The organism is Dokdonia sp. R86516 (genome assembly GCF_044596715.1).
GTDB lineage: Bacteria > Bacteroidota > Bacteroidia > Flavobacteriales > Flavobacteriaceae > Dokdonia.
Genome location: NZ_CP138998.1, coordinates 641,170 through 663,643 on the forward strand (window position 1 = coordinate 641,170; position 22,474 = coordinate 663,643).

Annotated in this window: 17 protein-coding genes; 2 read left to right on the forward strand and 15 right to left on the reverse strand. The window is 39.0% G+C overall.

Annotation, left to right across the window (positions count from 1 at the left end; translation table 11 throughout):
- Positions 1-55: 55 nt before the first annotated feature.
- From queG to SJY23_RS03075, 11 genes are all read right to left on the reverse strand, one after another.
- Entirely contained in the window at positions 56-982 is a 927-nt protein-coding gene (gene queG, locus SJY23_RS03025) for a tRNA epoxyqueuosine(34) reductase QueG (RefSeq protein WP_396597393.1), read from the reverse strand.
- A 2-nt stretch (positions 983-984) separates the two neighbouring features.
- A complete protein-coding gene (locus tag SJY23_RS03030; protein WP_396597394.1) occupies positions 985-2,310 on the reverse strand; it encodes a cytochrome P450 in 1,326 nt (441 codons plus the stop codon).
- Between the two features lie 115 nt (positions 2,311-2,425).
- The gene (ruvB, locus tag SJY23_RS03035) at positions 2,426-3,448 is read right to left on the reverse strand and encodes a Holliday junction branch migration DNA helicase RuvB (protein WP_396597395.1); all 1,023 of its coding nucleotides are present in this window, start codon (positions 3,446-3,448) and stop codon (positions 2,426-2,428) included.
- A 165-nt stretch (positions 3,449-3,613) separates the two neighbouring features.
- On the reverse strand, positions 3,614-5,437 hold the full coding sequence (locus tag SJY23_RS03040; RefSeq protein WP_035335623.1) for a cbb3-type cytochrome c oxidase subunit I: 1,824 nt from the start codon (positions 5,435-5,437) through the stop codon (positions 3,614-3,616).
- A gap of 37 nt (positions 5,438-5,474) precedes the next feature.
- On the reverse strand, positions 5,475-6,557 hold the full coding sequence (locus SJY23_RS03045; protein WP_396597396.1) for a cytochrome c oxidase subunit II: 1,083 nt from the start codon (positions 6,555-6,557) through the stop codon (positions 5,475-5,477).
- A gap of 28 nt (positions 6,558-6,585) precedes the next feature.
- On the reverse strand, positions 6,586-7,977 hold the full coding sequence (locus SJY23_RS03050) for a quinol:cytochrome C oxidoreductase (protein WP_396597397.1): 1,392 nt from the start codon (positions 7,975-7,977) through the stop codon (positions 6,586-6,588).
- A gap of 32 nt (positions 7,978-8,009) precedes the next feature.
- The gene (locus tag SJY23_RS03055) at positions 8,010-8,705 is read right to left on the reverse strand and encodes a c-type cytochrome (RefSeq protein ID WP_396597398.1); all 696 of its coding nucleotides are present in this window, start codon (positions 8,703-8,705) and stop codon (positions 8,010-8,012) included.
- A 9-nt stretch (positions 8,706-8,714) separates the two neighbouring features.
- On the reverse strand, positions 8,715-9,245 hold the full coding sequence (locus SJY23_RS03060) for a DUF3341 domain-containing protein (protein ID WP_035335618.1): 531 nt from the start codon (positions 9,243-9,245) through the stop codon (positions 8,715-8,717).
- A gap of 6 nt (positions 9,246-9,251) precedes the next feature.
- Complete coding sequence (nrfD, locus tag SJY23_RS03065; protein ID WP_396598090.1) at positions 9,252-11,015, reverse strand: NrfD/PsrC family molybdoenzyme membrane anchor subunit; 1,764 nt, start codon at positions 11,013-11,015, stop codon at positions 9,252-9,254.
- A 31-nt stretch (positions 11,016-11,046) separates the two neighbouring features.
- Entirely contained in the window at positions 11,047-14,118 is a 3,072-nt protein-coding gene (locus SJY23_RS03070) for a TAT-variant-translocated molybdopterin oxidoreductase (RefSeq protein ID WP_396597399.1), read from the reverse strand.
- 85 nt (positions 14,119-14,203) lie between these two features.
- Complete coding sequence (locus tag SJY23_RS03075) at positions 14,204-15,502, reverse strand: c-type cytochrome (protein ID WP_396597400.1); 1,299 nt, start codon at positions 15,500-15,502, stop codon at positions 14,204-14,206.
- Between the two features lie 220 nt (positions 15,503-15,722).
- Between SJY23_RS03075 and SJY23_RS03080 the strand changes: the two genes are divergently transcribed.
- The gene (locus SJY23_RS03080) at positions 15,723-16,118 is read left to right on the forward strand and encodes an SPOR domain-containing protein (protein WP_396597401.1); all 396 of its coding nucleotides are present in this window, start codon (positions 15,723-15,725) and stop codon (positions 16,116-16,118) included.
- Between the two features lie 324 nt (positions 16,119-16,442).
- On the opposite strand, the gene infB is transcribed toward SJY23_RS03080, so the two are convergent.
- From infB to rimP, 3 genes are read right to left on the reverse strand one after another with little or no spacing between them, the layout of a single operon-like run.
- A complete protein-coding gene (gene infB, locus SJY23_RS03085; protein WP_396597402.1) occupies positions 16,443-19,253 on the reverse strand; it encodes a translation initiation factor IF-2 in 2,811 nt (936 codons plus the stop codon).
- Positions 19,254-19,305: 52 nt separating this feature from the next.
- The gene (gene nusA, locus SJY23_RS03090) at positions 19,306-20,538 is read right to left on the reverse strand and encodes a transcription termination factor NusA (RefSeq protein ID WP_396597403.1); all 1,233 of its coding nucleotides are present in this window, start codon (positions 20,536-20,538) and stop codon (positions 19,306-19,308) included.
- Positions 20,539-20,549: 11 nt separating this feature from the next.
- Positions 20,550-21,014 (reverse strand): ribosome assembly cofactor RimP, encoded by a 465-nt coding sequence (gene rimP, locus SJY23_RS03095; protein WP_035335609.1) that lies wholly within the window; start codon positions 21,012-21,014, stop codon positions 20,550-20,552.
- Between the two features lie 214 nt (positions 21,015-21,228).
- Here rimP and SJY23_RS03100 point away from each other — a divergent pair, with 214 nt between their 5' ends.
- Positions 21,229-22,062 (forward strand): universal stress protein, encoded by an 834-nt coding sequence (locus SJY23_RS03100; RefSeq protein ID WP_396597404.1) that lies wholly within the window; start codon positions 21,229-21,231, stop codon positions 22,060-22,062.
- A gap of 99 nt (positions 22,063-22,161) precedes the next feature.
- Here the strand turns inward: SJY23_RS03100 and SJY23_RS03105 are convergent, their stop codons facing one another.
- Positions 22,162-22,413 carry a Rho termination factor gene (locus SJY23_RS03105; RefSeq protein WP_396597405.1) on the reverse strand — a complete coding sequence of 84 codons (252 nt, stop codon included), beginning with the start codon at positions 22,411-22,413 and terminating at the stop codon, positions 22,162-22,164.
- Between the last annotated feature and the right edge of the window lie 61 nt (positions 22,414-22,474).

Consider the following 22,474-nt stretch of genomic DNA (forward strand, 5'->3'; position numbering starts at 1 on the left):
ATAACATTAAGCGACTTCATTTTTAGGAATTTCGCAATAACAACACGCTCTTTAGTTATTTTTTTAACGCATCAATATTTCGCTGTAAACCCGAATACTTGGTGCGCTTTACTGCAGATTTTCTAAAGATTTCTGAAAACACTTCTTGGGTAATTTCTTCCCAGTCTTTTTTTGAATTAGCTAGTAATGCAGGATGAGGATCAAATAGAGGTTCACTATGAGCCTTTGAAAAACGATTCCAAGGGCATACGTCTTGACATACATCACAACCAAACATCCAATCGTCTAAGTGTGGCTTTGCATAATCAGGTATTTGATTCTTTAACTCTATCGTAAAGTAACTTATGCACTTACTACCATCTACCTTATAAGGATCAACAATAGCATCTGTGGGACATGCATCTATACAAGCAGTACAACTCCCACAGTGATCTGTAACAGGTGTGTCGTATTCTAGATCTAGATCAATCACCAGCTCTGCAATAAAGTAAAAAGACCCTGTCTTTTTTGAGAGTAGATTACTGTGCTTTCCTATCCAGCCTAATCCGCTTTTTTTTGCCCATGCCTTATCAAGGACTGGAGCGCTGTCTACAAAAGCTCGACCGTGCACATCTCCTATGTTCTCTTGAATGTTATGTAAAAATTCTTTAAGCTTATCCTTTATCACAAAATGATAATCGCGGCCATAAGCATACTTAGATATCTTGTACGAATCTTCATTTTGAATTTCGTGAGGAAAATAATTAAGTAAAAGAGAAATAACACTTTTTGAGCCCTCCACGAGCTTCGTAGGATCAAGACGCATATCGAAGTAGTTCTCCATATACTGCATCTCACCATTCATATTTTGCTTTAGCCATGACTCAAGTCGCGGTGCTTCTTCCTCTAGAAAACCAGCTTTACTTATACCACAAGACATAAAACCTAAGCGAGTAGCTTCGGCTTTAATGAATGCAGTATGTTTCGCTCGATTTTCAATCATTACTACCTTGGTATAAACTCCAGCAATGCATTTTTAGGCTTTAAGGTGATCAGTGGTAATATTTCAATAGGCGTGCTTTTTGGAGTAATTTTGAACGTAGCCACTAGCTCAGTAACGGCTAGTATCATCTCATACATAGCAAAATTATTACCTATACACATTCTAGGACCCGCCCCAAAAGGAAAATATGCCGCATGCTTCATCCCTGCATTCTCATCAAATCTAGTAGGATCAAATTGATCTGCTCGATCCCAGAAGTCCTTATGTTTATGAATTTCTACCACAGAAAATAGCAAATTAGAACCCGCAGGTATCTTCATGCCATTATGCTCGTCATCTTCAATATTCACACGATCTATAAAATATGCCGGTGGATACAAGCGCATTGATTCCTCAAGTACTTGTTTAGTAAGATTACAATTTCTTAAAAACTCATTGAGATTGGTAGAGTTCGCTTTCGCGAAAGCGTATTCTTCATAAATCTTATCTTGCCAGATAGGATTTCTAGCAAGTAACTCGGCTGTAAATGTAAGTGCGTTTGAAGTAGTCTCGTGACCCGCCGAAAACAAAATGAGAATTTCATCTATAAGCTGTTCTTCCTCCATAAATCCGCCATCCTCGTATTGAGAATCCAGAAGCATATCAAGTAAATCACCAGGCTTGTCACCGCCATCCTTGCGCTCTTGTACAAGTTCCTTTAGAATCACCCTCGCCTCTTTTGTAAGAGCGAGATGCTTATCTATAGGTCCACCATACTTAAAATACCATGCTTTAAATGGCTGGCGAAGTTCTTTTACAAGCATCTTTTGAGCTTGCTCTGTGATGTATTGTAATCTATTTATTTTGTCTCGATCTACATCAGTTTTAAACAATGCCTTAACGACAGTCATAAATGCAAGATCATTAAAAACTTCAAACACGTCAAAAGCCTTATGTGTTTCAATACGCAAAAGCTCTTCTTTAATTACCTTATGCATTGCATCAAGTAATTGTGCTAACTGCTTTTTATGAAATGCTGGCTGTATTAGCTTTCGCTGCTTCTTCCAGTGATCACCTTCTGCAGTAAGAAGACCTTTTCCAACGTATTTTGCTAAGTCCTTAGTTTGGATAGGAGACTTACCATAGTTGCGCTGATTTTTCTGAAGTGCATATTTGGCAAATTCTGGATCTCTTGAAAAGACAACATCATTGCCAAAACCAAGTTTTAATTTAAAAGTATCACCTTTTGACTCAAAGTTTTCTTTATGAAAAGGTAGAGGATTCTTAAGGATACTTCCTGCATTTGCAAGAAATTTAAACACGGATACTGCTGGGATTTGATCTGCCATATACTATTTTCAAGGGTCAATTATAAAGATACGGCATGAATGAAACTAACATAATCTAGGCTTTCAAAAAATATGAATCCTTCCCAAATTAAACATACATGCTCTATCGCACTAATTAAAAAAGCCCGCCCTGCACAGGTCCTTTTACTCTACCTAGATGCCTATAAGCTTCTTCTGTAACTTCTCTTCCTCGAGGTGTACGCATGATAAAACCTTGTTGTATCAAGAATGGCTCGTATACTTCCTCAATAGTTTCTGCACTTTCAGAAACGGCAGTAGCAAGTGTTGTGATCCCTACTGGACCACCTTTGAACTTATCTATTATAGTCGCAAGTATTTTATTATCCATCTCATCTAGTCCATGAGCGTCCACATTAAGTGCCTCTAGACTATATTTTGCGATAGCAATGTCTATACTACCATTGCCTTTAATCTGTGCAAAGTCACGCACACGTCTAAGCAATGAATTTGCAATACGAGGAGTTCCTCTACTTCTACCAGCTATCTCAATGGCTGCTTCCATAGAAATCGGAACTCCTAATATGTTAGAGCTTCGTTCTACAATAGTGGTAAGCAATTCTGTGGTGTAATATTGTAATCTACTTGAAATACCAAAACGTGCACGCATAGGTGCTGTGAGCAATCCAGAGCGTGTTGTGGCACCTACTAGTGTAAATGGTGCGAGATCAATCTGTACACTTCGAGCATTAGGCCCGGTTTCAATCATGATGTCTATACGGTAATCCTCCATTGCTGAGTACAAATATTCTTCTACTATGGGACTCAATCTATGTATCTCATCAATAAAAAGTACATCTCTCTCATCAAGATTAGTAAGTAATCCAGCTAGATCACCTGGTTTATCAAGTACTGGACCTGATGTTATCTTAATATTTACATCAAGCTCGTTTGCAAGAATGTTTGCGAGAGTTGTTTTTCCCAGACCCGGAGGCCCATGAAATAAAGTGTGATCCAGCGCCTCTCCTCTAAGATTTGCTGCTTGAACAAAAATCTTCAAGTTTTCAAGCACCTGATCTTGACCCGCAAAATCATCAAAGGATAGCGGTCTTAACGCCTTTTCGACATCTACATCTTCTCTAGAAAAACCTTCGTTTGTGGGGTCTAAATGCTCATTCATAAATAGCTGTGCTTTCAATCAAAGATAAGGAATAGTGTTGGCTCATAGATAAAGTAAACTTATGAGCACTCATAAAATTTTATCATAATTAGTACGCTTTCGCGAAAGCATAAAAAGAAAAAACCCACTCAATAGAGTGGGTTTATAAATCTAAATAATAAATATCTAGTGATTCATTTCTTCTTCATTAGGTTGAAGAGCTACCGTCTGTGGAATAAAATCCTGACCAGGAATAACGTAGTCTGAACCATCCTTATTCAGTTTAGAATAATCATATGGCCAACGTTGTACCTCTGGTATAGGACCTGCCCAGTTACCGTGAATATGCTTGTGGCCCGTTGTCCATTCTAATGTGTTAGACTTCCAAGGATTTTGCTCTCCTACTTTTCCATAGAACATTGAGTGGATAAAGTTATATAAGAAGACTAATTGTGCTCCTGCAGTTATGAATGCAAAGATACTTATCGCCTTGTTAACGTCTAATAAATCATCAAAGTATGGGAAAGCCGAGTTTGTGTAATAACGTCTAGGTAATCCAGCCATACCAATAAAGTGCATAGGGAAGAAAATACCGTATGCTCCAATTACTGTGATCCAGAAGTGAACGTAACCTAAGTTCTTGTTCATCATCTTACCTTCAAACATCTTAGGGAACCAGTGATACACTCCTGCAAATAATCCATAAAGAGCAGATATACCCATTACTAAGTGGAAGTGAGCAACTACGAAATACGTATCGTGTACGTTAATATCGAGTGTAGAATCTCCTAGGATAATTCCTGTAAGACCACCTGATATAAATGTAGATACTAATCCTATAGAGAATAACATTCCAGGGTTGAACTGGAGGTTACCTTTCCACAAGGTTGTAATATAGTTAAAAGCCTTTACTGCAGATGGTATCGCAATAAGCAGAGTTGTAAATGTAAATACAGATCCTAAGAAAGGATTCATCCCTGAAATAAACATGTGGTGACCCCATACTATGGTTGATAAAAATGCAATCGCAAGAATGGAAGCAATCATCGCACGGTAACCAAAAATAGGCTTACGTGAATTAGTTGAAATAATTTCTGATGATATCCCTAATGCAGGTAATAATACAATATAAACCTCTGGGTGACCTAAGAACCAGAAAAGGTGCTCAAATAATACAGGTGATCCACCAGAGTTATGTAATACTTCACCTCCAATATAAATATCAGATAAGAAGAATGACGTACCAAAACTTCTATCCATGATAAGCATTAATGCCGCAGAAAGTAATACTGGGAATGAAACAACACCAATAATTGCTGTTACAAAGAATGCCCAGATTGTAAGAGGAAGTCTTGTCATAGACATACCCTTAGTACGTAAATTAATAACCGTTACAACATAGTTCAAAGATCCTAATAAAGAGGAAGCAATGAAGATAGCCATAGAAACTAACCATAATGTCATTCCCATACCAGAAGCCGGAATGCTGTTAGGTAATGCTGATAATGGTGGGTAAATTGTCCATCCTGCAGCAGCTGGACCAGACTCTACAAAAAGAGAAAGAACCATGATTACTGACGAAAGGAAAAATAACCAGTAGGATACCATGTTCAAGAATCCAGAAGCCATATCTCGAGCTCCAATTTGAAGTGGAATCAATAAGTTACTAAATGTACCACTCAAACCAGCGGTAAGTACAAAGAACACCATGATGGTTCCGTGTATAGTAATAAGTGCTAAATAAATATTTGGATCCATTACACCATCTTTACCCCAGTCTCCTAAGAGTACTTCGTAGATAGTGAATTGGTGATCTGGCCAAGCAAGTTGAAGACGGAATATCAATGACATTCCGATACCTATAATACCCATTATCAAACCAGTGATTAAGTACTGCTTTGAGATCATCTTATGATCTGTACTAAAGATATATTTTGTTACAAAAGTTTGCTCGTGGTGGTGCTCGTGATCGTCATGACCATGATCTGCTGTTGGTGCGTGTGCTGCCATACCTTGATTCTTTAGTTAATTTTTCTTTTTCTTTTTTTTACTCTTGAGCCGCTGCAATAGAACTACCAAATGTTTTTTGTTCTGCAATCCAAGCATCATACTCTTCTTGGGTCTCAACAACAATCTTCATTTGCATGTTATAGTGTGAAGCTCCACAAATCTTATTACATAGCAAGTAATAGTCAAATTCGTCATATGAATCTATTGGGCCGTCTCCAGCAGCAATAGAAACCTTATTCTTTTCTTTTCTAATTTCCTTGATAGTAGCCATTTTATCTTTCATGTAATCCGTATCACGGATTTCGGCTGTAGTTTTTGAAGGCGTAAATGAAAACTGAGTAATCATTCCAGGCACGACATTCATTTGTGCTCTAAAGTGTGGCATATATGCCGAGTGAAGAACATCTTGTGAACGCAGTTTAAAGATTACTTGACGCCCCACAGGAAGGTGTAGTTCTGTAGTGATCTTATCATCCATTGCATCTGCATCACTTTCATCAACTCCAACAGTGTTTGCTCCCTCTATAAACCTTACGTTAGCATTACCTAAAATATTGTCTTCTCCAGCATACCTAGCTTGCCATCCAAAACGTTTAGCATAAAGCTCTACTACAATGGCGTCTTCGTCCTCTTCAAAGTTCATTATATCAGACCATGTAAAAAGACCATAGATAATAAGACCAGCAAGAACGATAACCGGAATAATAGTCCAGATAAATTCTAATTTGTCGTTGTCTGCATAGAAAAGTGCCTTCTGCCCTTTCTTTCCACTATACTTATAAGCAAAGTAATGCAGTAATGCTTGTGTTATAACTTGCACAAACATAATAAGTGCTAATGAGATAAATAACAAATTGTCATAATCCGCTCCATGCTCTGAAGAGGCCTCTGGCAGGTAAAATTTACTGTAATTAATAAAACAGTATGCCATTATAAAATAAAATACTATGGCAAACCATAACATCAATTTACCATTGATGCGGTTGTCTTTGTCGTCAGCTACTTGAGCCGTCTCGCTATTAGTCTTATTATTAAACTGTGATAGTTTAAAGATCTTTGACATCTGCCAAAGCGTGACTACAAATAGAATTACTACGATGAGTGCTAATAAACCTGTCATTGCTTTCTAACTTCTTTATATCTATATTCTAATAATGAAAGTGCTTACTTTCTTCAATAAGCGGATTGCGCTTAGCTTCTAATGGACGTTTTGTAAGAGACGTAAATACGATAAGTACAAATAATCCAAAGAAGAACATAAGAGATCCTATCTCTACAAATCCAAACGACCAAGCCTGTCCAACTGTACCAGGCATAACCATATTGAATATATCAACATAATGACCTAACAGTATAACGATACCAGCCATAACTACAAACCAGTTCACACGTTTAAAATCACTATTCATAAGTATTAATAATGGGAATAGGAAGTTCATTACAAGCATTCCAAAGAATGGTAGGTTATAATCTTCTATACGCTGTATGTAATACGTTACTTCTTCTGGAATGTTTGAATACCAAATAAGCATAAACTGAGAGAACCATAAGTATGTCCAGAAAATACTAAATCCAAACATAAATTTAGCAAGATCATGTATGTGACTATCGTTTACACTTTGTAAATAACCTGCACCTTTAAGTATCATAGTTATTAAAGCGATTGTTGTGATACCACAAACCATCATTCCTGCAAGTACATACCATCCAAATAGCGTACTAAACCAGTGTGGATCAATAGACATAATCCAATCCCATGACATCATTGACTCAGTGTATAAAAAGAATACTAAGAATAAAGCAGCAAGTTTAAATGACTTCTTGTGTGATCTGTTATCCGTTGCTTCATCTTGCTCTTTAGAAAACTTCACAGCAAAGAATCTATAAGCATTCCAACCACCAATGAAGATAACCGCTCTAAATAAGAGTCCTGGTACATTTAACCAACCAGACTTTCCAGCAATTAACTTATCATAGTTTTCACTAGCTGGGTCTGTAATACCGTCTGCCATCCAGTGGAAGATATGGTTAAAATGGAATCCAGAAAGCGCTAATAATACTAGCATAATAATACTACCTGGCAATAAATAGCCAGTAATACCTTCCATTACTCTAAGCAATAAAGGAGACCATCCAGCCTGCGCTGCGTATTGAACAGCGTAAAACGCTAAACATCCTAATGAAATCATGAAGAAAAAGAATGCCGCTACGTATACAGCAGACCATGGCTTATTCTTATATCCATCTAGAAGGTGTTGATTGTGTTCTGCTTCGCTCATTGCATGACCTTCTTCAGCTTGATGACTAGCAACTGCATGATCATCTCCGTGATCTTTTGCTGATGCAACGGCCTCGTGTGTATCATGATCTCTACCAGATGTAGCTGCATCATGACTTGTTCCGTGATCATCACCAGCATGCATAGCTTCGATATCTGCTATTGTGGATGGCATGAGTACCGCATCAACTGCGAATAACAACGCCCCTACTACCATAAATATGATAGCTGATAATTTTAAGTTCTTAGATAATGTGTACATATCTTAAATATCGGTTGTTCCGTTAATTAGTTTTATTCGTGACCTTGAGCATTCATTGGCTCCGATTCTGGACCAGGGATAGCGTCTACTGCACCCTCGTTTAAATCAGTATCGATTTTACCCTCAGTCATCTCAGAGATGATTTCAGAAGCTGTAAATTCCTTCTGTGGCTTCCCATCTAATGCATCCTTAAGACCCATTACATAATGATCAACCATCCAAAGTTCATCTTCTGTCATTTGTGATGCATAAGATCCCATAGAGTTTATACCATAGTACATTACGTGGTATACACTCCCTTCTGTGATAGCTCTACCAGCATCGTTGTATGCAGGTACACCAAGAATCTTTTCGCGTTTTGCTAGATTACCTTTCCCGTCCCCTTTAACGCCATGACAGATAGAACAATAAATATTATAAAGTTCGTTACCCTTAACATAGTTATCCTCAGTAAGAGGAAGTGGATTTTTTAAGTTCGCTTTCGCGGAAGCTTTACCTTCTGGAGTGTTTTCAAAATCATAAGGCATCCAACCTCTCATAACAGAACCTTCTGCTGGTTCAAGTCGCTCATAACCGTCAGGAAAAACCTCGTATTTACCGTATGTTTCATAACCTACAGATTCATACATGTTAGGCATATACTGATAGTTAGGCTTACTATCGTCTTGACAAGAGATTACACTTGCAAAGGCAATTAATAAAACAGCTATTTTAAATATATTCTTCATTGCGTTGGCTTATGCTTCGTTTGCAATTAAATTAATCTCTACCGCTCCTGTTGTAACTAGAAAGTTTGCGAGCTCTTCTCCATCTTTACCAGTTGCATCAATTTCCATAAGAAAGTGATCATCTGTTGTACGTACATCTGGGTTCTCTGCCTTTTTAAATGGCCACAATCTACTTCTTAAATAGAAAGTAATTACCATTAAGTGCGCAGCAAAAAACACTGTAAGTTCAAACATAATAGGCACAAAAGCCGGCATGTTCTCAATGTAACTAAAAGAAGGCTTACCACCAATGTTCTGTGGCCAATCTTCGATCATTATAAAGTTCATCATTAACGTAGCTACTGTAATTCCAACACACCCATAAAGGAATGCTGTTATAGCCAAGCGAGTAGGCGCAAGCCCCATAGCCTTATCAAGTCCATGTACAGGAAATGGAGTAAAGATATCATTGATATGAAGATGCTTCTTCTTTACCTCTTTGACAGCGTTCATGAGAACATCGTCATCCGTATATATTGCGTGTATAACTGTAGATGCCATACTTAATTATTTAAGATTGTTAGCTTGACCAGCCCAGTCATCGCGCTCTGCACGACCAGGAAATGATCCAGTTAGATTATCAAGTAAAGTATATTCCTTAGAAGTCATTCTACTCACCTGCTCGTATGTATAAATACCAAGAACGTTAAGTTTTTCCTCCATTTTTGGTCCAATACCATTGATCACTTTGAGATCATCTGCCTTCTGCGTAGCAGCATCAAATGAACCTAGACGATCAGTTAATGATTCTGCACCATGATTATCTTCAGCGATAACAGTTTCACCTTTAGACACCTCTTGCGGCTTTGCAATGTAAGCCCCGTCAAGATTTATTTTAACCGGTCCACCAGAAGTACGAGGATCTGCCCCTGTACCTACTAATGATTGTCCAGACTCACGCAACTTCTTGTAACGCTCACCAGAAGACTTCATTATTGTCTTTACTTCAGCCTGTGCAATCACTGGGAAAGTACGAGCGTATAATAAGAATAACACAAAGAAGAAACCGATAGTACCAATAAAGATACCTATATCAACAAATGTAGGCGAGAACATTGTCCATGATGATGGTAAGTAATCACGGTGAAGTGAAGTTACAATAATCACAAAACGCTCAAACCACATTCCTATGTTTACAACAATTGATATGATAAAAGAGAACATTATAGATCTTCTTAGCTTCGGGAACCACATAAACTGTGGAGAGAACACATTACAAGTCATCATTGCCCAATACGACCATGCATAAGGTCCGGTTGCTCTGTTTAAGAATGCGTACTGCTCATACTCTACACCAGAATACCACGCCATAAATAACTCTGTAATGTAAGCAACACCCACTATAGAACCCGTAATCATAATTACTATGTTCATAAGCTCAATATGCTGCACGGTGATGTAAGCTTCAAGACTCACAACTTTACGCATTATAATAAGAAGTGTATTTACCATCGCAAACCCTGAGAATACCGCTCCTGCAACAAAGTAAGGAGGGAATATCGTGGTGTGCCATCCAGGTATTACCGATGTCGCAAAGTCAAAGGATACAATCGTGTGTACAGAAAGTACTAATGGTGTTGCAAGACCTGCAAGTACCAAAGATACTTCTTCAAAACGCTGCCAGTCTTTTGCTCTACCCGACCAACCAAAGGCAAGTAAACTATAAATCTTCTTTTGGAAAGGCTTTACAGCTCTATCACGTATCATAGCAAAATCAGGTAGCAATCCTGTCCACCAGAATACTAGTGATACCGAAAGGTATGTAGAAATTGCAAATACATCCCAAAGTAGTGGTGAGTTAAAGTTTACCCATAGAGAACCAAACTGGTTAGGTATAGGTAGTACCCAATACGCTAGCCATGGACGTCCCATGTGAATAATAGGAAACAAACCAGCTTGAACTACAGAGAAGATAGTCATCGCCTCTGCCGAGCGGTTAATTGCCATACGCCACTTCTGACGGAATAATAATAGTACCGCAGATATCAATGTTCCTGCGTGCCCGATTCCTACCCACCATACAAAGTTAGTAATGTCCCAAGCCCATCCTACAGTTTTGTTTAGACCCCAACTACCGATACCGTTTGTTACAGTATAGATAATACAGCCTATTCCCCATAAGAAAGCAACAAGTGCGATAGAGAATACGATCCACCATGATTTGTTAGCTCGCCCTTCAACAGGAGCGACTATATCTAAAGTTACATCGTGATAAGTTTTATCTCCGGTAACTAGTGGTCTTCGTATAGGTGCTTCGTAATGCGCCATAATCCTATATAATTAGTCTTTAGATTAGTTGTTATTATGCTTCTTCTGTATTACGTACCATTGTCTGGTAGAATACATTAGGTTTTGTCCCTACATGCTCAAGCAAGTGATACATACGATCATCTTTTCTAAGCGTTTCAATTTCACTCTCCTTATCGTTTATATCTCCAAAGGCTAGAGCTCCACTAGTACAAGCGTTAGAGCAGGCCGTAGCAAACTCTCCGTCTTTCACTTTACGCCCCTCACGCTTAGCATCAAGAATAGTCTTCTGTGTCATTTGAATACACATAGAACACTTCTCCATAACTCCTCGTGAACGTACAGTTACATCTGGGTTAATTACCATACGACCAAGGTCGTTATTCATGTGGTAATCAAACTCATCATTTCCATTATACAAGAACCAGTTGAAACGACGTACCTTATATGGACAGTTATTTGCACAATATCTTGTACCTACACAACGGTTGTACGTCATGTGGTTTTGACCTTGCTTACCGTGTGCAGATGCTGCAACCGGACAAACTGTTTCACATGGTGCATGATTACAGTGCTGACACATGATAGGCTGGAAAGCAACCTGCGGGTTTGCCGCTGGATCTTCTAGCTCACCAAATCCTCCAAGAGAACCTTGATCACCACCTAACCCACTGAAGTCATTTTTCTTAGTATCATCAAGCTCAAAAGTCTCCTCAGAAGAGTAGTATCTATCAATACGCAACCAGTGCATATCACGACTACGACGTATTTCTGACTTACCTACTACAGGAACATTGTTCTCAGCGTGACAAGCAATCACACAGGCACCACAACCGGTACATGCATTTAAGTCTATAGCAAGGTTAAAGTGATGTCCAACAGAACGATCAAATTCATCCCAAAGATCAACTTCTGGTGAAGTTACTTCATATTCTATATGACCTTTACTTACCTCCGGAACAGCGTTCCAAGAGTGCTTATCTTTTGTGTTAAAAATCTCAAGCGTAGTTTCCTTTACGATATCTCCACGACCCATCAACGTATTATGAAGTTGCACAGATGCAAATTCATGTACACCACCTACCTTTTCAATAGATACTTTTTGAGTTGTCTGGAAGTTCTGCATTAACGGGAATGCGTTTACACCCGTTTGCATCTCCTCTTGAATTCCGTTTTTACGACCATACCCAACCGCAAGACCAACAGATCCTTTAGCTTGACCTGGCTGTATCATTACAGGAACATTCTCTAAGGTAACACCGTTTACAGTAACATTTGCATAGTGACCATTAAGACCACCATTTGCATTGTGACGTGCTTCTGTAAAGAATGTACTTCTATCAAACCACAATCCTTTCTCTTTGGCATCAGCCTCAGACATTGTCAAGTAGTTATCCCAAGTACAACGTGTTAACGGATCTGGCATCTCTTGCAACCAAGGATTGTTTGCCTGCGTACCGTCACCCATTGATGTCATAGTGTACAACGTCAATTCAAAATCACCAGTTCCTTCTTGTAATGTGCTCGATAATCCAGCATCTGAAGTAATTGATGTATTTGAAGGTGTAACCGCTTTCGCGAAAGCGTTAGTTTCAACAACACCAGCTTGAACAGACTTATTGAAAGGAAGTCCAGCCGCAGTCATTGTCTCCTTAAGATACTCGTAATATGTTTTATCCTCACCCATCCAAGTCAACAAACTCTGCTGAAATTGACGCGTGTTAAAAATTTCTTTTATCGTAGGCTGCTGAAGGCTTACCTCTCCCATTTTGATTTGCACATCCCCCCAAGATTCTAGGTAATGTGGCACAGGAGCTATATGCGTAGCTAATGCAGCTGTTTCGTCTGCTCTTATAGAACAAGCAACTGAAACCTCTACCTTCTTAAGACCTTCAACAAATTCTGTAGCATTAGGCAAACTATAAGCTGGGTTTACACCCGCCATAATAAGAGTTCCTACTTGCCCAGCATTCATATCTTTTACAAGCTGCATGATCTTACGTGCATCTCCAGAGCGAGTCATCTTAGGCTTAGCAGTGTCCATTACAGACTTACCAGCGTTAAAATCAAGCGCTATTTTCTGAGTTGCTACATCTTGTACTCCCGTTATAAGAAGTCCGTTATCTCCAGCCGCAAGTAAAGCCTTACGAGCTTGAGCAACTTTTGCCTTTATTCCCTCTGGCAAACCAGATACAGAACCTCCAGCAAGAGCTTGTACTATTAATTTTTGTTGCGACGGTGTAGATGGCACACGAACATCTGCATTTGCACCAGAAAGAGACATGTTTGCCTCAAACTGGAAATGCTTAGACATCTTTCCATTTTTAGGAACACGCTTCTTACCGTACGCAGAATCATATCCACCACCATTCCAATCTCCTACAAAATCTGCACCTACAGCAACTATAACATCTGCTTTCGCAAAGTCATAATCAGGCAATGCACGGAAACCGTATTTCATTTCAAAAGCATCCAAAGCAAATTGCTCTCCAGCAGCATCGTACGCTACGTGCGATACATTTGGAAATTTAGCTTTAAACTCTTCTATAAGCTTATCTGTAGAAGGACTAGCAAATGTTTGCGTAAGCAAAACCGCCTTTTTACCTCCTTCAAGAGCACCTACAACACCCTTATCTATATCTGACCAAGAAACTTCTTCACCAGCTGCAGTAGGGAATTGCGCACGATTAGTATCATACATTCCTAAAACAGAAGCATGAACACGAGCATTTGCTCCGAAACCACCTTTAGCAAGATCGTTATTTTCAATCTTGATAGGGCGACCTTCGCGTGTCTTTACAAGAACACTTGCAAAGTCAAAACCATCTGCAATTGTCGTTGCATAATAGTCCGCTACACCAGGAACAATTTGCTCTGGCTGCACCACGTAAGGAACAGATTTAATAACAGGACCTTCACAAGCTGCGAGGGAAGCTGCGGCAGTAGAGAAACCTACATACTTCAAGAAATCACGACGTGTTGTTTCTGAAGACTCAAGCGTTTCCTTATCACCTAAAAATTCATCTGTCGGAATTTCTTGTACAAACTCATTCTGTCTTAGCGCCTCGATAGACGAGTCTCCTTGGAGCTCATCGACACTTTTCCAGTATTTCTTGTTTGATGACATATACTTAATTTATTAATTGTGATCCTCTTTAGATCGATAATTCGTTTTGATTAACACACACCCTTAAGGATATGATCCACACTTCTTAGTAGTGACACTTACCACATTCCAGACCACCCATTTGAGCAGCTGTTACCTTCTCAACACCGTACTTCTTAGCAAGTTGCTCATGAATCTCCGTGTAATACTCATTACCCTCGATTTTCACGTTAGTCTCACGGTGACAGTTAATACACCATCCCATTGTAAGAGGAGCATGTTGATACATAACCTCCATCTCCTCTACAGGACCGTGACATTTTTGACACTCGATACCTGCAACACTCACGTGCTGAGAGTGGTTAAAATAAGCAAAATCAGGAAGGTTATGAATGCGCACCCACTCTACCGCCTGAGTTTCCCCAGTATACGATTGTGTTGCTTCATCCCAACCTACAGCTTTATAAAGCTTCTGAATTTCTTTATCATAAAATTCTTTTGAGTAATCCTCAGTAACAGATGTAAACTCAGACTCTGGACCCGCAACTTCTGCGATAGACTTGTGACAGTTCATACACACATTAAGAGAAGGAATACCAGAATGCTTAGACACTCTAGCAGACGAGTGACAATACTTACACTCAATAGCATTTTCACCAGCGTGAATTCTGTGTGAATAATGTATTGGCTGCACAGGCATATAACCCTGATCAACTCCTACTTGTGACATCCACCCGTAAGCGAAGTAAGCACTACCCAACAACAAGAAGATTACTGACACTAAAACCAAAAATTGATTTTCAACAAATGCTTTCCATATAGGTTTACGCTTCTCCTCTACCTGCATTTCAATCCCTTGAGCAGATGCAAACTTATTTAGCGTGTTATTTACCAGAAACAACACAGCCACAAGAAGCAACAACACAAACCCAAGAATTGCAAGGATAAGATTATTTGAAACCCCACCACCTTGATTACCGTCTGCGCCACCAACAGCCGTAGTAGGAGCCGGAGCTTCTGGCTTTGGAGTATCAGTATAAGCAAGGATATTATCTATATCTGCATTTGATAACGCAGGAAAAGAGTTCATCACCTTATTACCATTCTCCTCATATACTTTTACAGCAAGAGGGTCTCCAGACTTAATAAGCCCTTGGCTATTTTTAATCCACTTATAAAGCCACTCACGGTCATACTTCTCAGAAACCTGATGAAGTAACGGCCCCGTCATAGGCTTATACAGTTTATGACAAGCAGCACAATTTGCCTTAAATAAAGCTTCACCAGCCTTAGCATCAGCAACAGGCGCGTCTTGCGCAAAAAGAGAACTTGAAAGTGTAAGAATCACCACCACGGCTAGGGCAAGGACTCTTGAGAATGAATTTTGGCGTTTAACCTGTATCATATTAATATTGAATTAGCTTCAAAAAGATGGCACGATTTTAGACAAATAGCATTGTTAATAGCTTGTTAATCTCGCACGCAAAATGGTTAGCAAAAATACTACACAAACTGCATTTTCAAAGACACCTTGAGAGGGTTCTTATTAATTTATAACAGTTCTAAATAATAATTTTAATTTGTTTAAGTTTTAATCTTTTACCTTTACAAAAAATAAAACAACTATGAACGGCATTACGTTTAAAAACATACAATTAGCACTAGCCGCCACTGTGTTTTCCTTCGCTTTCGCGAAAGCACAAACCGCCCAATCCACTATAAATCAAGATGAAAGAATCACTGAGCTTCTTGATTTGAAAAGTAACCTTGAAAGAGAAGGGAAGTTAACAGATAGATACAAAATACAAATCTATTCTGGAAGCTTAAATACCGCAAGCTCAACATTAAAAAAATACAGAAATCGTGTAGGCACATGGTCTTCGTCTATAAAACACGAAACACCTAATTATAAAGTATGGATAGGCAGTTTCAAAAACAGACGCGAGACAGACAGAGCTCTTATGGAAATCAAGAAAGACTTTCCAAACGCTTTCCCCGTCAAACCAGGTAGCCGCGACTAAAGAATCACCACACCAATCACACCCCTTATCAACTTAACTGTTTTTAAGGGTTTTTTTATGCTTAATTCAGAAAACTACTTCTTTTCAATAAAGCACATTAAAAGACACCCATAAAGCCAAAAGAACATCCACCACCACATCACTAACAATACATCCTAAAGCATATTAGAACCCACTACTGTAATCAAACAACCACACTCAATTGAGATAACTAGGATAAAATAAGCGACATTCTAATTAGTATGCCACATTCTCGCGAAAGCGCATAAAAAAATCGCTTAAGATTACTCCTAAGCGATTTATATAACTCAATATGTTGTTCTACTATTTAAGCTTCTTCTTAACAGCTACTTCTTGGAATGCCTCGATTACATCACCAATTTTGATGTCATTGTAATTCTTGATTTGCATACCACAGTCATAACCCTTTGCAACTTCTTTAACATCATCCTTAAAGCGTTTTAAGGCCGCAAGAGTACCAGTATAAACCACTACACTATCACGAATAAGACGTATGTTAGAATTTCTAAAGATCTTACCGCTCATCACCATACAACCTGCGATTGTACCGACTTTAGATATCTTGAATGTCTCACGTATTTCTGCAGTACCAGATATCTCTTCTCTCATCTCTGGAGAAAGCATACCTTCCATTGCATCTTTAAGATCATTTATCGCATCATAGATAATTGAGTAGGTACGGATATCGATTTCTTCTTTATCTGCTACTTGTCTCGCATTACCAGCTGGTCGAACATTAAACCCAATAATTATCGCGTCTGATGCAGAAGCTAGGAGCACATCACTCTCTGTAATCGCACCAACACCTTTGTGTATAATGTTTACTGCGATTTCTTCTGTAGACAACTTCTGGAAACTATCTGTAAGCGCTTCCACAGAACCATCAACATCACCTTTAAGGATAATATTAAGCTCTTTAAAGTCTCCTAATGCAATACGACGTCCTATTTCATCCAGTGTAATATGACGCTGTGTACGCACACTCTGCTCACGTTGTAATTGAGTACGCTTAGTAGCAATATCTTTTGCTTCACGCTCATCTGACATTACAACAAACTTATCACCTGCTTGTGGTGCTCCATCAAGTCCTAGCACAGATACTGGTGTTGAAGGACCTGCCTTTTTAACCTTTTTACCGCGCTCATCATGCATTGCTTTTACTTTACCTGAAGTAGTACCAGCTAAAACATAATCACCCACTTTAAGTGTTCCTGATTGCACTAGGATAGTAGATACATATCCACGCCCTTTATCTAAGAATGCCTCAACGACAGTTCCATTTGCATTTCTGTTAGGGTTTGCTTTCAGCTCTAGAAGCTCGGCTTCAAGTAATACTTTTTCAAGCAGTTCCTTTACACCCGTTCCCTTCTTAGCAGAAATTTCTTGTGATTGAATTTTTCCACCCCAATCTTCTACTAGAAGATTCATTTGAGCAAGTCCCTCTTTAATCTTCTCAGGATTTGCAGCTGGAAGATCAATTTTATTTATTGCAAAAACAATAGGCACTCCAGCAGCTTGTGCGTGAGAGATAGCCTCTTTAGTTTGCGGCATTATACTATCATCTGCAGCCACTACAATAACAGCAATATCTGTTACCTGGGCTCCACGTGCACGCATGGCTGTAAAAGCTTCGTGACCTGGAGTATCCAAGAAAGCAACTTTCTTACCATTAGAAAGCTCAACACCATATGCACCAATGTGCTGTGTGATTCCACCACTCTCTCCTGCGATTACATTTTCCTCACGGATATAATCCAGTAAAGATGTCTTACCGTGATCTACGTGACCCATTACGGTTACAATAGGAGCTCTTTCTTTTAGATCTTCTGGTAAATCCACAACATCCTCAATAGCGTCTTCAAGATCTGCAGTAACAAACTCAACTGTATAGCCAAATTCATCTGCAACAATAGTAAGCGTCTCAGCATCTAAACGCTGATTCATTGTTACCATCATTCCTAGTGACATACATGCCGATATAATTTGCGTTACACCCACATCCATCATAGTAGCAACCTCACTTACAGTAACAAACTCTGTTACTTTAAGGATTTTACTTTCTATATCTTGCTGTGCTTGATCATCCTCTGTCTTCTGACGGTGTTGATCACGCTTATCACGACGATATTTTGCTCCTTTACCTTTGCTCGACTTTCCTTGAAGTTTCTCAAGAGTCTCACGTATTTGCTTTTGTACTTCTTCTTCAGTAGGCTCAGCCTTAACAACACGTCCTCTACCTTTTCCAGAGTTATTACCTCCTCGTGAATTATTACCACCACGAGAATTGTTTCCTCCTGGCTTTGAACCACCAGTACTTCCTGGTTTTGTTATACGACGACGACGTTTCTTCTTATCATCTGAAGAAGATGATTTTTTCTCAGGTTTTTTAAACTTAGAAAGATCAATCTTTTGCCCTGTAAAGTTAGGACCGTTAAGCTTTTTGTAATCCGTCTTAAGAACTTCATCTCCTAGACGCACTTCCTTTTCTTCTTTCTTAGCTTTAGAATCTGCAGCTTTTGCATCTTCTTTTTTAACCGCAGGATTTTCCTTTTTCTCAGGAGCTTTAGCTTTGACTTCAGGTTTACCACCCTCTTTCTTAGCTTCACTTGCTGGACTAGGAGCTTCCTTTTTCTTAGGAGTTGCCGCTTCTTTAGCCTTCACCTCTTCTACAGGTTTAACTTCTTCTGCTGGCTTCACCTCTTTCTTAGCTTCTTTTTTAGCCTCCTTACGATCTGCTAAATTTCCTGCTGGTTTACTAAGATCAATTTTACCTACTTGCTTAGGTCCGTTAAGCTGTGCTTTAGCTTTAACTACCTCTTGTTTTTTAGGCGCTTCGGCTTTTGCCTCAGCTTTTGCTTCGATCTCAACTTCTCGAGCGGCGCGCAGTGCCTCCTTCTCTTTCTCTTTTGCTTCGGCAACTTCCTTAGAAGCTACTTTCTTATTGGCATCCGTTTGAAATTCCCCCGAAAGCACCTCGTAAACCTCCGTAGTGATTTTCGTAGTCGGACGCGCCTCTATCTCGATACCTTTAGTTCCTAAGAACTCAACGGCACGATCTAGAGAAATGTTCATTTCTCGTAATACCTTGTTTAATCGCATTGTTGCTGCTGCCATAAACTGCTCTAAATTTTATTCTTAACCTACTTACTTCCGTATGCAGGGTACTCTATTCTTCAAATTCTGCCTTGAGGATTCTCATCACATCAAGAACTGTTTCTTCTTCTAAATCTGTACGACGTACAAGATCTTCTGCATCTTGCTCTAATACGCTTCTTGCTGTATCAAGACCAATTTTCGCGAAAGCTTCAATAACCCACGCTTCTATCTCATCTGAAAATTCTGTAAGCTCAACGTCTTCTTCAACTCCCTCTCTGTAAACGTCAATCTCATATCCAGTAAGCTGTCCAGCCAAACGAATGTTATGACCACCGCGACCTATAGCTTTACTCACCTCTTCAGGCTTAAGCACTGCTTGTGCGGTTTTATTTTCCTCATTAATCTTAATACTTGTAATACGGGCAGGGCTCAAAGCTCTAGTTATGTACAAGTTAAGGTTTGTTGTGTAATTTATCACATCAATATTCTCATTTCCTAACTCACGCACAATACCGTGAATACGAGAACCTTTCATACCTACACAAGCTCCTACTGGATCGATACGATCATCATAAGAATCTACCGCTACCTTAGCTTTTTCACCTGGGATACGCACAACCTTTTTCACCGTGATCAAACCGTCAAAAACCTCAGGTATCTCCGACTCGAACAATTTCTCCAAAAACAATGGAGATGTACGAGACATTACAATAGAAGGCTTGTTACCTTTTAACTCAACGCTTTCAATTACTCCACGAACATTTTCTCCTTTGCGGAAAAAATCTGAAGGAATCTGACGATCTTTTGGTAAGATAATTTCATTACCGTCATCATCAAGTAAAATTATTGCTCTGTGTCTAATGTGATGCACTTCTGCAGTATACAAATCACCTTCAAGCTCTTTAAACTGCTTGTATATGTTAGTATTATCATGCTCATGAATCTTACTAATTAAATTTTGACGTAATGCCAAGATAGAACGTCTACCCAAGTCAAAAAGCTTTACCTCTTCAGACACATCCTCTCCTACTTCAAAATCCTCCTCAATCTTACGAGCATCAGTTAATGAAATCTCTTCATTATCATCTTCTACCTCACCATCTGCAACAACCACACGGTTACGCCAGATTTCAAGATCTCCTTTATCAGGGTTTATAATAATATCAAAGTTATCATCACTTCCAAAACGTCGCTTTAACGTACTTCTGAACACCTCTTCTAAGATGGCCATTAAGGTTACACGATCTATTAATTTATCGTCCTTAAATTCTGAAAAAGAATCGATTAACGCTAAATTCTCCATATCAACATTTGTTAAAATTTAATCATCACTTTTGCTTGAACTATCTCACTGTAAGGTATTGTCTCTATCTTTTCGACAGTTACTTTTCCTTTACCTACAGGCTTAGGCTCTCTTGTTTTCCAAGTAAGGGTAACACCTTCATCTGTCGCCTCGGTCATCAATCCTTCAATTTTCAAACCTTCCTGCGTCTTCATTTCTAGGTGTCTTCCTACATTCTTTTTGTACTGTCTTGGTATTTCCAATGGGCTCGTAGCTCCAGCAGACATCACTTCTAGCGAGAAATCTTCTTCCTCACGATCTAAGTTATGCTCCACCTTACGACTCACCGCCATGCAATCCTCAACTGTCACACCGCTATCACCGTCTATAATAATTTTAACCTCGTTATTCCCTTGAATATCAAGACTAATCAAAAATAAACTTGGATTTTCATCCAGCGCTTCCTGTAGTAAATTGGTTACTTTTTCCTTCAACATATAAGCCTATAAAAAGAGGGGACCGCTGTCCCCTCTGTATTCACTTCGTCTTTCAACGGTGCAAATATACTACAAATTATCCGTTTTTAAAAGCCTAAAACCCTGCGTATTATTTTGTAAATTTAAGATGCCTTTCTTAATGAGTATTTACATCTGCCCTACAAGACGACAAAGCGTCTATCTTGAAAGCCAGATTCACTAAATAATTATTAGCATGATAAAAAAGATACTTGTACCTACCGATTTTTCTGAACAGGCTGAAAACGCATTAAGAGTTGCCGCAGACCTTGCTAAAAAACACAATGCATCTATTAATTTACTTCACATGGTAGATCTACCCATGACATTAGTAGACGCCGTCACAGGAAACCAAAGCGAACTTCCAGAAGCCATTTTTTTCATGAAACTAGCCCATCAAAGATTTGAATCTATGATGAGCGCCCCTTTTCTAGATGGAGTAGTTGTTGAAGAAAGCGCAGAGTTTGATGGTGCGTTTGAAGGAATCATGGATTATGTAAACAAATACAACTCAGATCTCATTGTCATGGGCTCCCACGGAGATAGCGGTTTGCACGAGTTTTTCGTTGGTTCAAATGCAGAAAAAGTAGTGCGTAATTCTAAAATCCCAGTACTCATTATTAAAAATAGACATGAGCAGTTTGAAATTAAAAATTTTATTTATGCACTTGATTTTCAAGCAGATAGCCACAATGCCTTTAAACAAGCTATAGCATTTGCCAAAGCCAACAATGCACAACTACACTCCCTTTATGTTAACACACCTGGAGATTTTAGATCAACCCACGAGGTGGAAGAACAAATGAAAAAATTCATGGATATAGAAGGACATGTAGAAAACTGCACCTTAAACATCTATAATGACAATACCATAGAAAGTGGGATTCTCCATTTTGCAGAGATGATTGACTCTGGTCTTGTAGGTATCGCCACCCACGGGCGCAAAGGGCTCGCCCACTTCTTAAACGGCTCATTAAGTGAAGGACTCGTAAATCACGCAAAACGACCCGTAATTACTTTCAGAATTTAAAATATAGTTTAGAGCACAATTCATTACTGACTATTTGAGGGAATATTCACGCTTGATGTGCTCTAGATTTTTTACGCTTTCGCGAAAGCCTAGAATAAATTAACGATCCTCTCTCAAAGCTTTTATCAACTCTTCCTTATCCATTGTGCTACGACCATCTATCTCCAAATCCTTAGCTTGATCGTATAACTCCTCCTTAGAGCGCTCTTCATAAGGCTTTGAGGCACCTCCTTTTTTACTAGCATCTGGTGTATTTGCAATACGCGCAGCCTTCTCTTTACTCATACCCTCACCCCTTAATGCCTCGTATTGCTCCTCATTCATAATCGATGACCTACTATCTTTATCCATAATTATTTCTTTTTACACTTAAAACTACTCTTTTGGTTCACTAGAACAATTGGTTTTTAGA